This window comes from Noviherbaspirillum pedocola (assembly GCF_016632335.1).
Lineage (GTDB): Bacteria > Pseudomonadota > Gammaproteobacteria > Burkholderiales > Burkholderiaceae_D > Noviherbaspirillum_A > Noviherbaspirillum_A pedocola.
This window is the reverse complement of sequence record NZ_JAEPBG010000007.1, coordinates 194,348-210,264: the sequence shown is the minus strand read 5'-3', so window position 1 is coordinate 210,264 and position 15,917 is coordinate 194,348. Positions and strand designations below refer to the sequence as shown.

General features: G+C 64.0%; 14 protein-coding genes. 7 read left to right on the top strand and 7 right to left on the bottom strand.

Annotation, left to right across the window (positions count from 1 at the left end):
• Positions 1-2: 2 nt before the first annotated feature.
• The 4 genes from JJB74_RS17485 to JJB74_RS17470 form a co-directional block, all read right to left on the bottom strand.
• Entirely contained in the window at positions 3-1,397 is a 1,395-nt protein-coding gene (locus JJB74_RS17485) for a hypothetical protein (protein WP_200593851.1), read from the bottom strand.
• Positions 1,398-1,430: 33 nt separating this feature from the next.
• Positions 1,431-2,705, bottom strand: a complete 1,275-nt coding sequence (locus tag JJB74_RS17480) for a cytochrome-c peroxidase (RefSeq protein ID WP_200593849.1) — start codon at positions 2,703-2,705, stop codon at positions 1,431-1,433.
• 284 nt (positions 2,706-2,989) lie between these two features.
• Complete coding sequence (locus JJB74_RS17475; RefSeq protein ID WP_200593847.1) at positions 2,990-5,014, bottom strand: AsmA family protein; 2,025 nt, start codon at positions 5,012-5,014, stop codon at positions 2,990-2,992.
• Between the two features lie 232 nt (positions 5,015-5,246).
• The gene (locus JJB74_RS17470) at positions 5,247-6,914 is read right to left on the bottom strand and encodes an AMP-binding protein (RefSeq protein WP_200593845.1); all 1,668 of its coding nucleotides are present in this window, start codon (positions 6,912-6,914) and stop codon (positions 5,247-5,249) included.
• A gap of 220 nt (positions 6,915-7,134) precedes the next feature.
• On the opposite strand from JJB74_RS17470, the gene JJB74_RS17465 reads away from it, so the two are divergent.
• The 3 genes from JJB74_RS17465 (at position 7,135) to JJB74_RS17455 (ending at position 9,342) form a co-directional block, all read left to right on the top strand.
• Entirely contained in the window at positions 7,135-7,452 is a 318-nt protein-coding gene (locus JJB74_RS17465) for a (2Fe-2S) ferredoxin domain-containing protein (protein WP_200593843.1), read from the top strand.
• A 5-nt stretch (positions 7,453-7,457) separates the two neighbouring features.
• Entirely contained in the window at positions 7,458-8,093 is a 636-nt protein-coding gene (locus JJB74_RS17460; protein WP_200593841.1) for an alpha/beta hydrolase, read from the top strand.
• Between the two features lie 91 nt (positions 8,094-8,184).
• Positions 8,185-9,342, top strand: a complete 1,158-nt coding sequence (locus tag JJB74_RS17455; protein ID WP_200593839.1) for a D-alanyl-D-alanine carboxypeptidase family protein — start codon at positions 8,185-8,187, stop codon at positions 9,340-9,342.
• A gap of 60 nt (positions 9,343-9,402) precedes the next feature.
• On the opposite strand, the gene JJB74_RS17450 is transcribed toward JJB74_RS17455, so the two are convergent.
• Positions 9,403-10,212 carry a hypothetical protein gene (locus tag JJB74_RS17450; RefSeq protein WP_200593837.1) on the bottom strand — a complete coding sequence of 270 codons (810 nt, stop codon included), beginning with the start codon at positions 10,210-10,212 and terminating at the stop codon, positions 9,403-9,405.
• Positions 10,213-10,460: 248 nt separating this feature from the next.
• Here JJB74_RS17450 and JJB74_RS17445 point away from each other — a divergent pair, with 248 nt between their 5' ends.
• The 4 genes from JJB74_RS17445 to lipA are packed head-to-tail and all read left to right on the top strand — an operon-like array spanning position 10,461 to position 13,247.
• Positions 10,461-11,276 carry a D-amino acid aminotransferase gene (locus JJB74_RS17445; protein WP_234484267.1) on the top strand — a complete coding sequence of 272 codons (816 nt, stop codon included), beginning with the start codon at positions 10,461-10,463 and terminating at the stop codon, positions 11,274-11,276.
• Between the two features lie 23 nt (positions 11,277-11,299).
• Complete coding sequence (locus JJB74_RS17440; RefSeq protein ID WP_200593833.1) at positions 11,300-11,569, top strand: HP0495 family protein; 270 nt, start codon at positions 11,300-11,302, stop codon at positions 11,567-11,569.
• 14 nt (positions 11,570-11,583) lie between these two features.
• Positions 11,584-12,246 (top strand): lipoyl(octanoyl) transferase LipB, encoded by a 663-nt coding sequence (lipB, locus tag JJB74_RS17435; RefSeq protein WP_200593832.1) that lies wholly within the window; start codon positions 11,584-11,586, stop codon positions 12,244-12,246.
• 26 nt (positions 12,247-12,272) lie between these two features.
• Complete coding sequence (lipA, locus tag JJB74_RS17430) at positions 12,273-13,247, top strand: lipoyl synthase (RefSeq protein WP_200593830.1); 975 nt, start codon at positions 12,273-12,275, stop codon at positions 13,245-13,247.
• 66 nt (positions 13,248-13,313) lie between these two features.
• Here the strand turns inward: lipA and JJB74_RS17425 are convergent, their stop codons facing one another.
• Both JJB74_RS17425 and JJB74_RS17420 read right to left on the bottom strand, forming a co-directional pair.
• The gene (locus JJB74_RS17425; RefSeq protein WP_200593828.1) at positions 13,314-13,823 is read right to left on the bottom strand and encodes a TlpA disulfide reductase family protein; all 510 of its coding nucleotides are present in this window, start codon (positions 13,821-13,823) and stop codon (positions 13,314-13,316) included.
• A 130-nt stretch (positions 13,824-13,953) separates the two neighbouring features.
• Positions 13,954-15,675 carry a methyl-accepting chemotaxis protein gene (locus JJB74_RS17420; protein WP_200593826.1) on the bottom strand — a complete coding sequence of 574 codons (1,722 nt, stop codon included), beginning with the start codon at positions 15,673-15,675 and terminating at the stop codon, positions 13,954-13,956.
• Between the last annotated feature and the right edge of the window lie 242 nt (positions 15,676-15,917).

Sequence of the window (15,917 nt, the reverse complement as noted above, 5' to 3'; positions counted from 1 at the left end):
TTTTAGAAGGAGAAGCCTACGCCAAGGTCGACGCGGTCGCGGCTCTTGTCCTCGGCGAATTTCTGGTAATCGGCCTTGAGCACAACGCCGTCGCCGATGCGCAGATTCGCGCCGACGGTGACCACGCGCTCATCCGGCAGCGTGGCTACACCCAGGCCGGCGGGCATGGCCGCGTAGGTCTTGGCGGTGTTGAAGCGCTCGTAGCGCGCGAACGGGAACAGCGTGTAATCGCCGTGCTGCCACAAACGATACGCCGCCTGGCCATACCAGCCGTAGAAGGACGAAGGCACCGGCGTCGGATTGCCGGCGAAGGTCAGGTTCAGTGCCTCGGTATCGCTGATGGTGCCGCGCGCATACAGCGCGGACAGATCCCAGCGGCCCGGGTTGTAGCGCGCATGCAGATCCCACAGCGTGACGCGCGCATTGTTGGCCGCGAAGCCGGCGGTGGCATGGCCGGCGGTGCCGGTAAATACCGAGCCGCCCACGAGCAGCCCCGGCACGCCGCGCCAGTTGGCCGCGCCATACACCGCGAGATTACGGGCGCGCGCCAGCTGGCCTTCCTGGTGGATGCTGCCCAGCGGCGATTCGCGGCCTTCGTTGGAAGTGGAATCCCACTTGTTCAGGTCGAAGCCGGTGGTCAGGCCGCCTTCGAGCGTCAGGCCGTTATCCAGCGTCCTGCTCACACCCACGCCGGCTTCTCGCCAGGTCGTCGGGATGATCGCGGTTTCGACGAAGTTGCGCTCCACGCCGTAGTAAGCGGTCGGTTCATGGTTCTGATTCAACAGACCCGCCGGCACCAGGAACAGGCCGGCCTTGCCGCGCAGACCGAGGCCGAATTCGCGCTCGACATAGACCTGCTCGACCGCGGCTTCGCCCTGGTCGCTGGCCGAGGCAATCGCATGCTCCCATTCGAGTTCGGCCACGACCTTGGTGCGCTCGTCGAAGCGATGCTCGAAGCCGAGCACTGTGCGGCGCACATCGGCCTGCGCCTCGCTGGCATTGCGCGTCGGACGGTTGTAATTGATTTCGCCGTAGGCGGAGAACACCGTCTGCGGTCGCTGTGGCGCGCTGTCGGTGGCGGCATAGGTGCTGCCGGCCGGCGATGCCGGGCTGGTGACGACGGCGGTCGGCGCGGCCTGGCTGGCGCCGGGCGGCACCGGCACCGGCTGCGCGGCCAATGCCGGCGTGGTCGACGGCGCAGCTGCAGGTGCTGCCGCCTGCTGGCGCTGTTCCACCGCCTCGGTCTTCTGCTTCGTTGCGGCCAGCTCGGCCTTGACCCGTTCCAGTTCGGCGGCGAGCGCGTCGATGCGCTTGATCAGCGCGGCTTCGTCGGCATGGGCGGCGGGAGCGATGGCGAGCGAGCAGAGCAGCGCCTGGGCCAGCAGGGTTTTTTTCATGGTGTCGTTATTGTGTAAAGAGCGGAAAGGGGATCAGGGCCGGTAGCCGTCGTTCAGGGTGTTGAGAAAGGCGATCAGATCGTCGATCTCGGCCTCTGACAAGGCCGGCGCCATGCCGGGCTTGCGGTTGTACGGCGCTTCGCTGGTGTTGACGTTGCCGCGCAGTTCAGGCGGCAGATCGTTGAATTTGTCCACGCTGCCGTTGGCGGCCAGCGGATACCACTCCTCGGGATTGGTGTCGCGGCGCACGTAGAAGCGCAGCGCGTCGCGCAGCGTATGGAAGGCGCCGTTGTGGAAGAAGGCGCGGCGCGTGGCGACGTTGCGCAGCGTCGGCACCTTGAAGGCGCCGCACAGGTCCTGGCGCGCCGTCAGGTCGGTGCGGTCCGGGCCGCACAGGCCGAAGTCGAAATACGCAGCATCGGCGGTGGCGGGAATGGCGGCGTTGCGCGGCACGCCGAGGTTGTCGTAGGTGAAATCGGTGAACAGCGGCGACGAGCCGTCCGCGCCCTTCGCGCTCGGATGGCAGGCGGCGCAATTGCCCTTGGCCGGATTGTTGAACAGCGCCAGGCCGCGCAGTTCGGCGTCGGAGAGCTGCGCCCGGCCGGCCAGGAAGGCGTCGTACTTGGCATCGAAGGGATGGAAAGCCGGATCTTCCTTCTCGAACTGCTGCAGCGCGAAGGTGGCGCGGTCGAAGGCGGCGTCGGCGTCGTCGAAGATGGCCGCGCCGAAGACGGTGCGGAATTCCTCGGCGTATGCAGTGCGCTTGAGCTTGTCGATAACATCGGCCTTGCTGGCATTGGCCATTTCATGCGGTGCCAGGAAAGGGCGCTGCGCCTGCACTGCCAGCGTCTGCGCGCGGCCGTCGTGGTTGAAGCCGCCGGTGGGCGTGCCGTCGGCGGCGAAGAAGAAGGCGGGCGTGCTGTTCAGGTAGCGCAGCGAAGGCGAGGCGCGAAAGCCGGGCGTGGTCATGTCCGGGCCGCCGAGCTGCACCGACAGATCGTTCGGCGCGGCATGCGCGCTGGCCGGATCGTGGCAGCTCGCGCAGGATTGCCGGCCGCTGGCCGACAGCGACGCATCGCTGAAGATCTTCTGGCCGAGTTGCGCGGGCTGGCTCAGCGCCACGCTCGTCTGCGCCGTAGTGGCGCTTGGCGTCGTTGCCGCATCGGAAGAAGTCTTGGCCGTCACCGTGGAGTCCGAACCGCCACCGCCGCCACAGCCTGCAAGCAGGAAAGGCAGGGAAAGCGCAAACGCGCGCAAGGCATGGACGGTGACGCCGACAGAGCGGCGAGTGAGCATGGTGCTGGACATGTGTGATGGGGCAGGGGCAGCGGCGGCCACGCGCTGTTACCGACGGACTCGTTGGCCAGATACACACGGCGGCCGCGCGCGCTGATGGCTGGGTACGAATCTAAATGAGAACGATTATATTTTGCATCGCAAGCGATGGCAATTAACTTCTTGCTCGCGTGCAGCACGGCGCGGTGTTTGCGCCGCATGTCGACTGGAAAGGAGAGTATTGATCAGGAGGGGCCGGAGAGGACCGGCCGGCGCATGGCGCGCCGGCGGCATCGGATGCCACGCCGCAGCGTGGATCAGCGTGCGGATTTTGCGCTGTGGTGTGTGGCAGCCGTCTTGCCGGGCGGCGGCGCCACCGGCTTTTCGCCTGCTTGAGCCAGCAGGGTGTTGCAGGCGGCGTCTTCGTCGCGGTCCGGCTGGGTCAATGCGGCCAGGCCAGCCAGCGGCGCGGCGATTGCGCCCAGGGCCACCGCCGCGCCGGCGCGCAGTGCCAGCACGCCCTTGTTCACGCCGACGTCCGGGTCCTTGAAGGTGCCGCGCACATACAGCGGCGAGCGCAGGGTGATGAAGCGCAGGCCCTTGCTCTTGGGGCGGATGTCGAGGTCCATCGTTTCCTTGGCCAGATTGACGTTGCCGTCGACGTTGACGATCGCATCCTCGGTGTCGAGCAGGAAGACTTTCGGCGTGAGCACGCCATTCTTCGCATCCAGATCGGCCGCCATGCAGTTGAGCTTGACTTGCTTGTCGCCGAAGAGCTTGACGGTGACGGCGCGTGCCACGTTCAGGCCGATCGCTTCCATGATGAATTCGCTGACCGTGCCCTGGCTGATGAGCGCCTTGACTTCGCCGTTCGCCGACGCGGCCAGCGCGGCGAAGGAATTGCCGGTCGCGGACAATTGCGCGTCGCCCTGGATCTTGCCGACGCTGGCATGCATCGATTCGACTTTCGGGAACAGTTCCTTGATGCGGATGCTCCGCGCCGACACCTTCATGCGCGCCTTGGCCGGATCGCTGCCGCCATTGATGTTGAGCTCGGTGGTAAGCCTGCCGCCGGCGATGCCGAAGTCCAGCGGCGCCAGCGCCAGCACGCCGTTGTCCATGCGCACATGGGTGCGCAGGTTGTCCAGCGGCAGCCGGTCGCCATGGATGATTTCCTTGCCGCTGAAGGTGACGTCCGCATCCATCTTGCCCCAGCGGTCGGTATTGAAAGGCGCCACCGGCAGCACCTTGTTGGGCGGCTGCTTCGGCTCGCCCGGCTTCTGCTTCTTGTCGCCGCTGCCGACCAGCACTTCCAGGTCGCGGATATCGAGCCGGTTCGATACCACTTCGCCATGCAGCAGCGGTCGCGGCTGCTTCTGCTCATAGGCCAGCGTGCCGCCGATGTCGCTCGATCCGACCCGGCCCTTGAAGTTTTCATAGCGCAGGTTCAGATTGCCGCGGCCCAGGGTGCCGACCAGGCGGCCCTCGGTCGAGAACTTCGGCGTGCGCGGCAGCAGCACACCGGAAATCGGGAACAGGTCGGCCATGCTGGCGCCATGGATGTTGACCTTCACATCGACCGCGCTCGGATGCGACGGATCGGTCAGCGTGCCATCCGCGGTGATCACGGTCTCGCCAACCTCGACCTCCGCCTTCACCGGATACTTCACGCCCTGCGCCTGCAGCGACAGCAGCTCGCCGGTCTGCGCTTTTCCTGTGATCTTCTCGCCGTTGAAGCTGCCGGCCAGTTTCCACGACACGCTGTTGTCCTCGTTGGTATCGATGCGTATGCGCATGTCGGCCTTCTTGCCGGCGTCGACATAGCGGATCGTGCCGCGCGTGATCGCCAGGTCATGCAGCTCGAACTTCCATCCGGACTGCCCCTTCGGGCTTTCCTTGTCATCCTTCTTTGCGAAATTCCAGTTGGTGCGGCCTTTCTTGTCTTCCTCGAGCGCGAGGTTCGGCTCGGTCATGATCAGCGACGACACGCTGACCGTCTTCTTCAGCAGCGCCAGCGGATTGATGTTGAAGTCGACCTGCGCGATGCGCGCCATGTCGGGGCCGGTGGTGGCCCAGTCCGGATTGCCGAGTTCGATGTCCTTGGCGCGCAGATGCGGCCACGGCACGAAGCGGCGCCAGCCTTTTTCCTGAGGCGGCCGCTCCCAGCTCAGCGACAGATCGCCATTGATTGCAAAGCTGCGGCCGGTGGCGTCACTGACCTTTTCCGACAGCCACGGCCTGGCGCGGTTGAGGTCGACGAAGGACAGCAGTGCGAGCGTCAATGCCAGCAGGCAGACGATGCCGCCCAGGGTATAGCCAATGATTTTGAAAGCCTTGTTCATGCAGATGGGACTGCATTCTTTTCAACGGGTTCGCATTAATGCGGGAGGCATTAATTGTGGTCAATTCCATGGGCGGAAACGGATCGCCCTTGGGAAAGTCCGGGCAAGCAAGCCCGGTTCGATCCCTTATCCCGATGATTGAGCGTCTTCGGTGCATCAGGGAAAACTGCTTTTCCCTGATGCATGCACTTGGCGCGCTCGCTTTCGTGTCCGTCGCGGTAGCACTACCGCCTCAGCCGCAATCCTCTTCACGAAATTCCATCGGCCGGCCTTCGCCGCGCGACTCTTCCTGGCGCCGCAATTCGACGCGCCGGATCTTGCCCGAGATGGTCTTGGGCAGTTCGGCGAATTCGATGCGGCGGATGCGCTTGTAGGGCGCAAGCTTTTCACGCACGAAACGGAAGATCGAGGCCGCGGTTGCGCGGTCGGGCGCATGGCCCTGGCGCAGCGTCAGATACGCTTTGGGCACCGACAGCCGCAGCGCATCCGGGCTCGGCACCACCGCCGCTTCCAGTACCGCTTCGTGCTCGATCATCACGCTTTCCAGTTCGAACGGGCTGATGCGGTAATCCGAGGACTTGAACACATCGTCATTGCGGCCGACGTAGAAGTAGTAGCCGTCGGCATCACGCTGCGCGATGTCGCCGGTGTGATAGCGGCCCTCGCGCATCGCATCCGCGGTCTTGGCTTCGTCGCCGGCATAGCCGAGCATCAGGCCCTGCGGCGGCGGATCGAGCGCGATGCACACCTCGCCTTCGTCGGCATCCTTGCCGTCATGGTCGGCAAGCAGGATGCGATAGCCCGGCAGCGGCCGTCCCATCGAGCCGGGCTTCACCGGCTGGCCCGGCGTGTTGCCGATCTGCGCGGTGGTCTCGGTCTGGCCATAGCCGTCGCGGATGGTGATGCCCCAGGCGCGCCGCACCTGCTCGATCACTTCCGGATTCAGCGGCTCGCCCGCGCCGACCAGTTCGCGCAGTGCGGTCTTCCAGGCCGGCAGGTCTTCCTGGATCAGCATGCGCCACACTGTCGGCGGCGCGCACAGCGACGTCACCTTGCAGCCGGCAATCACGTCCAGCACATGCCGCGCCGAGAAGCGCGCGTAGTTGTAGACGAAGACGGTGGCGCCGGCATTCCAGGGCGCGAAGAAGCAGCTCCATGCATGCTTGGCCCAGCCGGGCGAGCTGATGTTCCAGTGCACGTCGCCATGCATCAGGCCGATCCAGTACATCGTCGACAGATGCCCGACCGGATAGCTCTGATGGCTGTGCAGCACCAGCTTCGGCCGCGAGGTGGTGCCCGAGGTGAAGTACAGCAGCAGCGGATCGGTGGCCAGCGTCTCGCCATCCGGCGTGAAAGCTTCATCGGCCGCGGCGCCGTCTTCGAGCGCGTGCCAGCCGTCGATGCGCCCGCCCACGCTGATGCGGGTGAAGCCGTCGAGCGATGTGAACTTGCCGGCCTCGGAAGACTGCGCCACCACGTGCCGGATCTCGCCACGGGTGATGCGGTCGGCCAGATCGTCGGTGGTAACGAGCATCGTGGTCGGCACCATCACCGCGCCGAGCTTGATCAGCGTCAGCATCAATTCCCACAGCTCGACGCGGTTCGGCAGCATCAGCATCACCCGGTCGCCGCGGCCCACGCCGAGCGCGCGCAAGTGATTGGCCATGCGATCCGAGCGCCGCGCCATTTCGGCATACGAGATCTTCTGCTCGCTGCCGTCGTCCTCCACCACCCACAGCGCCGGCGTGTCGTTGCCGCGCGCCTGGTGATCGAAGAAGTCCAGCGCCCAGTTGAAGCGGTCCAGCCGCGGCGCCGTGAAACCCGCACGGGCGGCGTCGTAGTCCGTGCGGTGGCGTTGCAGGAAATCGCGTGCGTCAAGGAATGCCTGGTTCATGCTCATGTGTCACCTTGCCTCAGAGATGCGCATAAGGAGCCCGGCAGTCATACAGGCAAAAAGGCCGGGCCGCTGGAGGGAGACCTCGCGCGCAGGCATTGCTGTCGGCCTGCGCGTCGGCGGTCCCGTCATTCTGGCACAGCCTTGACGGCGCTCGCCTGCAGGAGCGCAAGTCGGGGTGTATCATCCCGGTTCCGCCGTTGCCCACCTTCCGAAGCGACTCCCCATGAGCGACAAACCGTATTACGAAAAGCACGTGTTTTTCTGCACGAATCACCGCGACGAAGGCCGCCCCTGCTGCGCCGATACCGGCGCGGTCGATGCGCATGCCTATGCCAAGGGACGCATCAAGGAGCTGAAGCTGTCCGGCCAGGGCAAGATCCGCGTCAACAAGGCCGGCTGCCTGGACCGCTGCGAGGAAGGCCCGGTGATCGTCATTTATCCGCAAGGCACCTGGTACACCTATGTCGACACCAGCGACATCGATGAAATCATCGAGTCCGACCTGGTCAACGGCAAGGTGGTCGACAGGCTGAAGATCTGAACCTGATGAACGTCCATACCCAACGCTTCACCATCGCCGGCGGCGCCGGCGACATGGAATGCGCGCTCGATCTGCCCGACGCGTCGCAATTTCCAACCCCGCGCGGCATCGCCCTGGTCGCGCATCCGCATCCGCTGTACGGCGGCACGATGGACAACAAGGTGGCGCAGACGCTGGCACGCGCCTTTGTCGCGCTCGGCTATGTCACCGCGCGCTGCAATTTCCGCGGCGTCGGCAAGTCCGCCGGCACCTATGACGAAGGCCGCGGCGAGACCGACGACATGGCGCTGCTGCTGGCGCACATGCAGCAGCAGTATCCGGGCCTGCCGGTGGCGCTGTCCGGCTTTTCCTTCGGCAGCTTCGTGCAGGCGCAGTTGTGCAAGCGGCTCGAAGAACAGGGCCAGGCGCCCGAGCGCCTGGTGCTGGTCGGCGCGGCCGCCGGCAAATGGGCCATGCCGACGATACCGGCCGACACCATCCTGATCCATGGCGAGCATGACGACACCATCCCGCTGGCCGACGTGCTCGACTGGGCGCGGCCGCAGGATGTGCCGGTGACAGTGATTCCCGGGTCGGATCATTTCTTCCATCGCAAGCTGCATCACATCAAGAATCTCGTCGTTGCCCTGTGGTCGCGCTGAAGCGGTTTTTCCCGCTTGAGCCAACGCTATAATCGGCTTCCCTCATAGCGCGCGCCATCCCGGCGCGCGTTCGCATTCCGCCGGTGATTCGATGAAAAGACCAGTCGCGGCGTTTGCCGCTTTTCTTTTGTCCCTGTCGCTTGTTTCCGTCGCCGTTGCGCAAAGCCTGCCGGCGCCGGCGATTGCCGCCAAGTCCTGGCTGCTGCTCGATGCCGGAAGCGGCCAGGTGCTTGCCGCGCAGGATCCGGCGCGGCGCATCGAGCCGGCGTCGCTGGCCAAGATCATGACCACCTACCTGGTGTTCCAGGCGCTGCAGGACAAGCGCATCACGATGGAGCAGAGCGTCACCGTATCGACGCGTGCCTGGAAGACCGCATCGGACGGATCGAAGATGTTCATCGACCCGAAGACGCCGGTGACGATCAAGGACTTGCTGTATGGCCTGATCGTGTCCTCCGGCAACGACGCCGCGGTGGCCCTGGCCGAAGCGGTATCGGGCAGCGAAGACACTTTCGTTGCGCAGATGAACAAGGCCGCGCAGGACATGGGCCTGAAGAACACCCGCTTCGCCAATGCCCACGGCTTGCCCAGCGCGGAAAACTATTCCACCGCGCAGGACCTGGCGCTGCTCACCGATCGCCTGGTCAACGACTTTCCCGAGTACTACAAGATCTTCGCGGTGAAGAGCTATACCTACAACCGCATCACGCAGCAGAACCGCAACCGTCTGCTGTGGCTGGATCCGTCGGTCGATGGCGTCAAGACCGGCCATACCCAGGCCGCCGGCTATTGCCTGATCGCTTCGGCCCGGCGTCCCAATGGCAAGAGCGGCGAGCGCCGGTTGATCTCGGTCGTCATCGGCGCGACCTCGGACTCGGTGCGCTCGCAGGAAAGCCAGAAGCTGCTGAACTGGGGCTTCCTCAATTTCGACACGGTCAAGCTGTATGCGAAGGGGCAGCCGGTGCTGACGCCGCCGGTGTGGAAGGGTTCGCAGAGCGAGGTCAAGCTCGGATTCGATCACGATGTGTATGTGACCGTGCCCAAGGGCGCGGCCGAGCGTATCAAACCGGTGGTGGAGCGTCGTGAACCGCTGGTCGCGCCGATTCCGGAGCATATGCGGGTCGGCACGATGAAGCTGATGGATGAAGGCAAGACCATCGCCGAGGTGCCGCTGGTGACGCTGGAGCCGGTGTCGCAAGCCACCATCTTCGGCCGTGCGTGGGATTCGCTGCGGTTGTGGATCAAGTAGGTAGGGCCTGCTGCGCCCACGCGTCTGGTGGGTCGGAGAGACGCGTGGGTTGCACCCACTCTACGGAAACAAATAGCGCAGCCCGAGCGTGATGCTGCGCATCTTGTGTTCTGGCTGCGCGACCATGCCGGCGAACGCGCCGTTCCTTGTGAGCGGCGCGTCATCGCTGCGCGGCACGCGCATCCAATCGAAGTCCGCATGCAATTGCCACTGTTTGCCGATGCGCCATGCCGTTCCCAGCCGTGCGCCGACGGCGGAGCGGGTATCGAATTCGGCGTCGTCATACAAACCCGAGAAACGCACCCCCAATCGCTCCGGCCGTGCCAGCACCAACGCCGCGCTCGCGGACCAGGGCGACGAGGCATTGTGCCGCTCACCCCATTCCAATCCGAGCAGTAAACGCTGCGATCGGGTCAGCTCGTTCAGGCCGGCCGCATTCGCTGTGCCGCGGATGTCGCGCCGCCAGCGCTGCCATTCCAGCGCGGCGAAGGCGGACCAGGCGTCGGCAAACGCATAGGCCAGCTTGCTGCGCAGTTGCAGCAGGCCGGTACCGGTGGAGGAAGACGCTGGTGCGCCGAACTGCGTCTGGCCACGGTAACTGATGTCGCCGCCATGCCATTCGGCTTCGGCCGACCAGGCCCAGGCGCCGGTGAGATAGGTGGTGCGTGCTTCGACACCCGGCATCCAGCCCTGCTCGCGCACGATGCGTCGGCCCGAGGGCGCATATTCGTCGACGGTGAACTGGCGCTCGGCAATGCCGAGCGCATGCTTCCATTCGGCGTGGACGGGCAGGGCGGATGCAAGGGCACATGTGGCAAGGAAGAGGCGAGCGAGCACGCTGTAGCGCAATGTCGGGCAGGAAAGCGTCATGGATGGCTTGTCTGGATGAGGGAAGGAATTGCGGCGCGCCGATAGCATGATGGCGATTCGTCCATTGCTGTGGGCGTGGAAACGATGAGTAACGTCAGGGCGCATAGCATTGCCTTTGCGCTGTTTGAACCCATGCCGAATCGGCATCGGCGGCATCGCATCGCTATGCAACAATGGCGCCTTTCCACTTCTTCCCGGACAACGACGTGTACGACGCAAACGATCCCCTGGTCTATCTAAATGGCGAAATGACTGCGCTTTCCGAAGCGAAGATCCCGGTGCTCGACCGCGGTTTCATCTTCGGCGACGGCGTGTATGAAGTGATCCCCATCTATGGCCGGCGCATGTTCCGCGCCAAGCAGCACATGGCGCGGCTGTTTCGCAGCTTGGACGCGATCGCCATACCGAATCCGCATGAGCTCGATGCATGGATGCGGCTGATCGCGCAGGTCGTCGATGCGCATCCGGCCGAGGACCAGATGGTGTATTTGCAAGTCACCCGCGGCGTGGCCAAGCGCGGCCATGCGTTTCCGAAGGAGGTGAAGCCGACGGTGTTCATCATGACCAATCCGCTGGTGCTGCCGAGCGCCGAAGTGCGCGAGCGCGGCATTGCCTGCGTATCCATGGATGACAAGCGCTGGCTGCATTGCGAAATCAAATCGGTGTCGCTGCTGGGCAATGTGCTGGCCGCGCAATACGCCGCCGAGAGCGGCGCGACCGAGACGATACAGTTCCGCGATGGCTTCCTCACCGAAGGCTCGTCGTCCAACGTGTGGATCGCGAAGAACGGCGTGCTGGCCGGCCCGCCGAAGGACAACCTGATCCTCGAAGGCATACGCTACGGCCTGATCGAAGAGCTGTGCGCGCAATGCGGCATCGAGCTGCAGGCGCGGCGCATTGCGCGCGAGGAAGTCTTCGCCGCCGATGAGGTGATGCTGACCTCGGCCACGAAGGAAATCGTTCCGGTGAGCAGCCTGGACGGCAAGCCCATTGGAAACGGCGCGCCCGGCCCCATCTATCGCACATTGCACGAGGCTTACCAGGCGGCGAAAGCGGCCGCTTGAGAGGCCGATTTCAAGGAGCCGAGATGGACCAGCAAACCGATACCCTGATCGAATACCCGAGCGATTTCCCGATCAAGATCATGGGCGCGATGCATGACAGCTTCGCGCAGACCATCGTCGAGGTCGTCACGCAGCATGACCCGGAATTCCATGCCGGCCGCATGGACATGCGCCCGTCCAGCAAGGGCAATTACCTGTCGCTGACGGCGACGGTGCGCGCCACCAGCCGCGAGCAGCTCGACAACCTGTATCGGGCGCTGTCCTCGCATCCGATGGTCAAGGTCGTGCTGTAAGGCCAGTGTCATCGATGTCATCGACGCAGGAAGCGCCTCTTCTCATCGACCGTGGCCTCGAAGCCTATACCGACAGCTTCGAGGCCATGCGCGCCTACACCGATGCCCGCAATGAAGCTACGCCGGACCAGGTGTGGATGGTGGAGCATCCGCCGGTCTACACGCTGGGCCTGGCGGCCGATCCGTCTCATGTGCTCGACGCCCACGGCATCCCGGTGATCCAGACCGACCGCGGCGGCGAGGTCACCTACCACGGTCCCGGCCAGGCCGTTATCTACCTGCTGATGGATCTGCGCCGCGCGCGCCGCGAAGCCGCAGCCGCGCGGCTTTACGCCCGCGAATTCGTGCACAACATCGAGTCGGCGGTGCTCGATACGCTGGCGGCGTATAATCTCGCCGGCGAGCGCCGGCCCGGCGCACCGGGCATCTACATCGCGGAAGGCCAATGGCGTGGCGCCAAGATCGCCGCGCTGGGCCTGAAGATCCGCGGCAATGGCTGCACCTATCATGGCGTCTCGCTCAACGTGGCGATGGACCTCGCTCCCTTTGGATGGATCAATCCCTGCGGCTACGCCGGCATGGCCACCGTGGACATGCGCACTCTTGGCGTGACTGCTCCCCTGGAGGAAGTGCGGCAACTGCTGGCCCATCGCTTGATAGACCGACTGAAAGGATAGTTGCGCGCAACCCGCGCACCGACACCATGGCAATCAACCCGCTTGAAACCGCTGCACCGTCCATCGACCCGACCGTGAAGCAGAAAGGCGCCGGCAAAACCGCGCGCATCCCGATCAAGATCGTGCCGGCCGAACGCCTGGCCAAGCCCGACTGGATCCGCGTCAAGGCCGCCTCTCCCACGACCCGCTTTTACGAAATCAAGGACATCCTTCGCGCCAACAAACTCGTCACCGTTTGCGAGGAAGCGTCCTGCCCCAACATCGGCGAATGCTTCGGCAAGGGCACCGCGACCTTCATGATCATGGGCGACAAGTGCACCCGGCGCTGCCCGTTCTGCGACGTCGGCCACGGCCGCCCGGACCCGCTCGATCCGAACGAGCCGGAAAACCTGGCCAAGACCATTGCCGCGCTGAAGCTTTCCTACGTGGTGATCACCTCGGTGGACCGCGACGATCTGCGCGACGGCGGCGCCGGGCATTTCGTGTCCTGCATCGAGCGGGTGCGCGAGCTGTCGCCGGCTACCCGCATCGAGATCCTGACGCCGGACTTCCGCGGTCGCATGGACCGGGCGCTGGAAATTTTGAAAGCCGCGCCGCCGGACGTGATGAACCACAATCTGGAGACCGTGCCGCGCCTGTACAAGGAAGCGCGTCCCGGCTCGGACTATGCGTATTCGCTGAACCTACTGAAGCGCTTCAAGGAACTGCATCCGGAAGTGCCGACCAAGTCCGGCATCATGGTCGGCCTGGGCGAGACCGACGAGGAAATCCTCCAGGTGATGCGCGACCTGCGTGAACACAATGTCGACATGCTCACCATCGGCCAGTACCTGATGCCGTCGGGCGACCATCTGCCGGTGCGCCGCTATGTGCATCCGGACACTTTCAAGATGTTCGAGGAAGAGGCCTACAAGATGGGCTTCGTGCATGCGGCAGTCGGCGCGATGGTACGCAGCTCGTATCACGCCGACGTGCAGGCGCATGGCGCCGGCGTGGTGTGAAGCGCTTTCCGTAATGAAAAAATCCCGGCTGCGCGCCGGGATTTTTGTTTGCGGGCCTGAAATCGTTCAGGCCGACAGCGCCTTCTCCAGCAGCTTGTGCAGCTGCGCGAACTCCGGTTCGCCGACATAGCGCTTGATGATGTTGCCCTGCTTGTCGATGACGTAAGTCGTCGGGGTGAGCTTCACGTCGCCGAAGGACTTGGCCAGTTCGCCGCTGCTGTCGAGCGCAATCTTGAACGGCAGGCTGCGCGTCTTCGCATAGTTCAGCACATAGTTCGGCGGATCGTAGCTCATCGCCACCGCGACGTATTCCAGGCCCTGGCTCTTGTACTTGTCATAGGTGCGGACCATGTCCGGCATTTCCTTGACGCAGGTGGCGCAGGAGGTGGCCCAGAAATTGACCATCACGACCTTGCCGCGCAGGCTTTCCGACGTGAATTTCTGTCCATCGAGGCCAGTGAAGGTCACATTCGGCGCGGGTTGTTTCGCATTCAGCGAGTACCAGCCGAAGGCCGCAACGACGGCGACGATTACGGCGGCCAGCAGTTTGACGGGGAGGCGGCTAGCGTTTGACATATTGGGAAGAATGAAAGAAGTGGGCGGTCAGCGACTAAATGCAGGCTCATTATAGTCGCGCCACCTGCAAAAGCAGCGACCCGGCATCAAGCCGGGCCGCTGATTGCCACGCTGTACTACGGTTTGCAGATCAGAACTCTTCCCAATCGCCTGCCGCAGTCGGTTCGGTACGCGATGCCGGCAGCGCGGCGCCGCGCTTCGGTGCAAGCGCCGTTTTCGATGACGATGCGGCTGGCGCAATGCGCATTGACGTGCCTGCCTTCGGCGCAAGCGTGGCCGCATTGGCAGCCGGCGCACGCGCATCCAGGCGGAAAATATCGACGGCATGTCCAAGGCTGGCAGCCTGTTCGCGCATCGCATTCGCCGCGGCTGCCGCTTCTTCCACCAGCGCCGCGTTCTGCTGCGTGACCGCATCCATTTGCGTGACTGCGCCATTGATCTGCTCGATGCCGGCGCGCTGTTCTTCGCTGGCGGCCGAGATCTCGCTGATGATGTCGTTGACGCGACGCACGCTTTCCACCACTTCGGTCATCGTCGCGCCGGCCTGGTCAACCAGGCGGCTGCCGGTATCAACCTTACCGACCGAATCGTCGATCAGGCCCTTGATTTCCCTGGCGGCTGCGGCCGAGCGCTGCGCCAGGCTGCGGACCTCGGAAGCCACCACTGCAAAGCCGCGTCCCTGCTCGCCGGCACGTGCGGCTTCCACCGCGGCATTGAGCGCCAGGATATTGGTCTGAAAGGCGATGCCATCGATGACGCCGATGATGTCGACGATCTTCTTCGAAGACTCGTTGATCGAGCCCATCGTCGTTACGACTTCGGCGACCACCGCACCGCCGCGGGCCGCGGTATCCGATGCATTCGCCGCCAGCTGGCTGGCCTGACGGGCATTGTCGGCATTCTGCTTTACCGTCGAGGTCATTTCCTCCATCGAGGAAGCGGTTTCTTCCAGCGACGAGGCTTGCTGCTCGGTGCGCGCGGACAGGTCCATGTTGCCGCTGGCGATCTCGCTTGATGCGGTCGAAATCGCGTCGGTGCCGCTGCGCACTTCGGTGACGATGCGCACGAGCGCTTCATTCATTTCCATCAGCGCGCCAATCAGCTCGCCGGTTTCATCCTTCGATTGCGCGCTCAGCCTGCTGGTGAGGTCTCCCTGTGCGACTCGGCGCGCCAGGCCGACGGCCTGCTGCAAGGGGCGGGTGATATTGCGCGCAATCCAGATGGCCATCAGGATGGCCATCATGGCGGTGATCGCGCCGCCGATGATCAGGATATTGCCGGTGGAGGACTGCAGGGCGGCGGCATCACGGCTGCGGGTTTCCATCAACGACTTTTCGTCAGCGCCGATTTGCGCCAGCAACGCGCGCATCGCATCCATGTCAGCCTTGCCCTTGCCGGCGCGCTCGAAATTGATGACCTGATCGAGATCGTCATTGCCTTCCAGCGCCTTGCGCCGGGCAGCGATCACCGGGTCCAGCGCGCTCGACACCCAGTGCTGCTGGTTGGCTTCGAGTTCCTTGAGCCGTTGCTGCTGCTTCGCGTTATCGGCGGTCAGCGACTTGGCCTTTTGCAGATGCGCGGCGAATTCAGTCTTGCCGGCATTGAACGGCTCCAGGGAGGTGTCCTTGCCGGTCAGCGCAAAGCCGCGTTCTCCGGTTTCGATGTTGACCAGCGCGGTGAGCAGGCCGTCGACCTCCTGCAGCACTTCATAGGTATGCACATTCCAGCCATTGGCCGTGCCAAGCCGGGCGAAATTCACGTAGGCAGTTGCGACCAGCGCAACCAGCATCGCAATGACGATGCCAAAGCTCAGGTACAGGCGTGTGCCGATTTTCCAATCCGAAAGTTTCATGGTGTCTCATGTCTGTTTGGCGAGATTGCAATCGTTCCGGCGCGCAACGTGCGTCGCAGCGCTGGAACATCATGAAATGGGAAAGAGATGGTGACCGGGTTACGCCGACGCTTCGGAGAAGCGTATGGGCAATCGCGGAGAGAAAGCGGGTTTCCTGTCCGCTTACCGCCATGTCTGGAAAGCGTTTCCCATTCCAGTCATGGCGATATTACTTTAATTTACACAGGGAAATATTTCTTTTG